At 67.7% G+C, this 3940-nt stretch carries 4 protein-coding genes and 1 other annotated feature; all 4 genes read right to left on the bottom strand.

All coding sequences use genetic code 11. From position 1 onward, the window contains the following. Positions 1-185: 185 nt before the first annotated feature. Positions 186-800: a histidine phosphatase family protein gene (locus QH270_RS21660; RefSeq protein ID WP_280345445.1), complete on the bottom strand. Its 615-nt coding sequence runs from the start codon at positions 798-800 to the stop codon at positions 186-188. 30 nt (positions 801-830) lie between these two features. Then, positions 831-1523 carry a hypothetical protein gene (locus QH270_RS21655; protein ID WP_280345442.1) on the bottom strand — a complete coding sequence of 231 codons (693 nt, stop codon included), beginning with the start codon at positions 1521-1523 and terminating at the stop codon, positions 831-833. A 35-nt stretch (positions 1524-1558) separates the two neighbouring features. Next, positions 1559-2005: a hypothetical protein gene (locus QH270_RS21650; protein WP_280345439.1), complete on the bottom strand. Its 447-nt coding sequence runs from the start codon at positions 2003-2005 to the stop codon at positions 1559-1561. A gap of 139 nt (positions 2006-2144) precedes the next feature. Beyond that, the gene (lysX, locus tag QH270_RS21645; RefSeq protein ID WP_280345436.1) at positions 2145-3422 is read right to left on the bottom strand and encodes a bifunctional lysylphosphatidylglycerol synthetase/lysine--tRNA ligase LysX; all 1278 of its coding nucleotides are present in this window, start codon (positions 3420-3422) and stop codon (positions 2145-2147) included. Next, positions 3420-3939: a sequence feature (23S ribosomal RNA rRNA prediction is too short), on the bottom strand. (Overlaps the previous gene by 3 nt.) Position 3940: the final 1 nt, after the last annotated feature.

Raw genomic sequence — 3940 nt, 5'->3', positions numbered from 1 at the left:
GGGGAGGTCACCGTGCCGGGGCTCGGCAGTGACCGCCTCCCAGGGAACCACGTGCGCATGCTCGATGAGATCGACTGGGGTTCGCTCACCCACGCCTACGGTTGCGCGGCCGACACTCCCGCCCACCTGGCCTGAGTTAGTTCACGTAAATGCCCGGGTGTCGTCGACACCGGGCCTTTCTCATGTCAGGTGCGGGCGAGATTGCGCGGCAGCAGATCCCAGACGTGGCCGTTCTCGTTGATGGTGGCCGCGGTGCGGGAGCCGGTCCGCGAGTAGAGGATCCGGGTCACCGAGCAGTAGTCGATCGGGAAGGTGAGCGGCCTGGCCAGCCCGAGGATGTCGGCCAGCAGCACATTGATCACCCCGCCGTGCGCGAACACCGCCACCGTGTCGGCGGGGTCGGTCGCGGCGACGATGCCGTCGACCGCGGCGAGCACGCGGGCCGTGAACGCGGCGCCGTCGATCTGCTCGGGCAGCAGCCCGGCCTTGATCCGGGCGTACGTCTCGGCGAACTCGGTCTTCGCGTCCTCGATGGGGATGTAGGCGGGCAGGTCCCGGTCGTACTCCGCCAGGTCGTCGACGACCTCGACCGGGAGGTCGCGCGCGGTCGCGGTGGCCGCGGCGGTCTCGCGGGCCCGACGCTGCGGGCTGCTGACGATCCGGGTGATCCCGTGCGCGGCCAGCGCGGCAGGCACCCGCTCGGACTGCCGCCTGCCGATCTCGGTGAGCGTGGGATCGGCGACCGCGGTGGTCGCGAGGACGCGTTCGGGCTGGGCGTGACGCACGAGAATGAGCTGCACGCCCTCACTGTACGAGCGAGCGCCGCGCGCTCACGGCTCCGGGTCGATCTCCTCGCGGCCGGTGACGTCGGCGGTGTCGACGATGACCATCTCGCGGCCGTCCTCGAGCAGCACTTTCAGGAAGCCCGGCGGAACCTCCATCACGTAGCCCTCGACGACACCGTGTTTCGTCTGGATGTACTCGCGCGAGACCCACGGCACCTGCACGCTCGCGGCGAGAATCAGGGCGGCCGAGGTGACGATCAGGGCGGAACTACCGAGGAATCGGTGCGCGAACCGGGCACCGCGTTCGTCGTCGCGGCTGACGCGCAGTGACAGATACAGTACGAGGCCGATCACGCAGGCGCCCACCGGCACCCACCACACCCGGCCGCGATAGGTCCACAGCAGGGTGACCGTGAACAGCGCGACGGTGACGAGCCAGGCGAGATTACCCGCGGTGGTCCAGGAGGGGCGGCCGAGCCGGATCTGGCGGACCACCGCCTCCGGCAGCAGCACCGCGAGCGCGATACCGCCGAGCAGCGGGCTGGCCATCAGCGTGCCGATCACCATCGGCACCACGTCGTCGAGGCCGAGCGTGCCGACCACCGAGAACGCGGCGTTCCAGTCGTAATCGGTGATCGCGAACAGCCGCAGCAGCAGGAACAGCCCGGCGACGCCGGTCGCGGAAAGGCCCTTGGCGACCAGGTGTTCGTTCGAGGACTCGCGGGAATGCCTCGTCATCCGGCGAGGATATCGCCGCGAGTCCCTCGATCAGGTCAGGGCTGGCCGTAGGGCGGCTGCTGCTGGCCGTACGGCGGCTGCCCGCCCTGCTGGCCGTAGGGCGGCTGCTGCTGGCCGTACGGCGGCTGGCCCTGCTGGCCGTACGGCGGCTGGCCACCCTGCTGGCCGTAGGGCAGCTGTCCACCCGGCTGCTGGCCGTAGGGCTGACCACCCTGCGGGCCACCGTAGGGCGGCTGCTGACCGCCCGGGCCGCCGCCGTCGCTCTTCTTCTTCTTGAGCAGCAGGACGGCCACCACGATGACCACCACGACGACCAGGCAGATGACGCCGAAGATCACCGCGCCACCGCCGCCCTTCTTTTTCTTCTTCGCCAGAAGGTCCGTCGCCGTGTTGACCGCGTCCGCGCTCGCCAAGGTGTCGAAAGTGCTGGTGAGCGTGTGAGTGTCGACCGAGGCGGCCGTGGTCAGCAGGTCCAGATACATGAATTCCCATCCCGTTGTCGTCCCCGACATCCTCCCGATGCCGGACCTTCGAGCGTATAGCGGTGGCTTCCGGATCGAAAGCCTCGAAGTATTGGTTGATCGCTGCCGTACCCGGCACCGTTTACATCCGTACCCATTCTCAGCGCGGTTTCACCAATGGGAAGGGCAGTGTCTCGCGGATGCTGCGTCCGGTGATCAGCATGACCACCCGGTCCACGCCCATGCCGAGCCCGCCGGTGGGCGGCATGGCGTGCTCGAGGGCCTGCAGGAAGTCCTCGTCGAGTTCCATCGCCTCCGGATCGCCGCCCGCCGCCAGCATCGACTGTTCGGTGAGCCTGCGCCGCTGCTCCACCGGATCGGTGAGTTCGCTGTAGGCGGTGCCCAATTCGACGCCCCAGGCCACCAGATCCCACCGCTCGGTGACGCCGGGGATGCTGCGGTGCGAGCGGGTCAGCGGCGAGACGGAGGTGGGGAAGTCGAGGTAGAAGGTGGGGTCGGTGGTCTGCGATTCCACCAGGTGCTCGTACATCTCCAGCACGATCTGCCCGGCGTCCCAGCCGTGCTGGTAGTTGACCCCGGCCTCGTCGCACAGCTCGCGCAGCCGCGGCACCTCGGTGCGCGCGGTGATCTCGGTGCCGATGGCCTCGGAGACCGCGCCGTGCACGGTGCGCACCCGCCACTCACCGGAGATGTCGACGGCGTCGAAACCGCCCTCGGCATTGGGCCGCATGGCGACCTCGGCGCCGTTGGCCGCCATCGCGGCGTCCTGGATCAGCTGACGGCACAGATGCATCATCCGCAGGTAATCGCTGTGCGCCTCATAGGCTTCCAGGATCGTGAACTCCGGGTTGTGGCTGAAGTCCACGCCTTCGTTGCGGAAGGTCCGGCCGATCTCGAACACCTTCTCCATGCCGCCGACGCACAGTCGCTTGAGATACAGCTCGGGCGCGATCCGCAGGTAGAGGTCCAGGTCGTAGGCGTTGATGTGGGTGCGGAACGGTGTCGCGTTCGCGCCGCCGTGCACCTGCTGCAGGATCGGCGTCTCCACCTCGAGAAAGCCCCAGTTGAACAGCGAGTCGCGCAGCGAATGCACCACCGCGCTGCGCTTGGCCAGCACCTGGCGGGCCTCCGGGTTGATCGCCATGTCGACGTAGCGCTGCCGGACCTTGGCCTCGGAATCGGCCAGGCCACGCCACTTGTCGGGCAGCGGGTGCAGGCACTTGCCGTTCATCCGCCAGTCCTGGGCCAGCAGCGAGAGCTCACCGCTGCGGCTGTTCCCGAGCTGGCCGCTCACCTCGACCAGGTCGCCGAGGTCGAAGAACTCGGTGAACTCGGCGCTGCGCTCGGCGCCGACGCGCTCGCGATCGATCACGAGCTGGATCTCGTCGGACCAGTCACGCACCACCGCGAAGATCACCCCGCCGTAGTCGCGGATGCGCAGGATCCGGCCGGCCACCCGCACGGTGGTGCCCGTCGGGCAGCGCCGGGCGGCGGCGGTGGTGTGGGTGGGCGGGTTGGGGATGGGGTACGGGCCGTGTACCAACTCACTAGAGGCTTTTCTCGGCAGCATAGGATCACTGAATTCGTCGCAACGACTACGCATCACCTCTCAGGCTTAATGTTGTGCGGATTTGCCTACACAACGCCCTACAGGCTTACACCAGGTATTCCATCACCTGGCCCAGCTACCTTCCTGCGTCACCCCATCGCTTGACTACTACAGCGAAGGTCCCGTGCAGCAATCCTCCCTCTCGCCCGAAGGCTTGATAAGAGAACATTTGGACGGTTAGTACCACTGATTCGCCATTGGGCGCGGATACACGGGTACGGGAATATCAACCCGTTGTCCATCGACTACGCCTGTCGGCCTCGCCTTAGGTCCCGACTCACCCTGGGCGGATTAACCTGGCCCAGGAACCCTTGGTCATTCGGCGG

Origin of the sequence: Nocardia neocaledoniensis (assembly GCF_029868625.1) — a bacterium.
GTDB classification, from domain to species: Bacteria; Actinomycetota; Actinomycetes; order Mycobacteriales; family Mycobacteriaceae; genus Nocardia; species Nocardia neocaledoniensis_A.
Note: the sequence above shows the minus strand (reverse complement) of the source record. Positions and strands in the feature narration are given on the sequence as shown.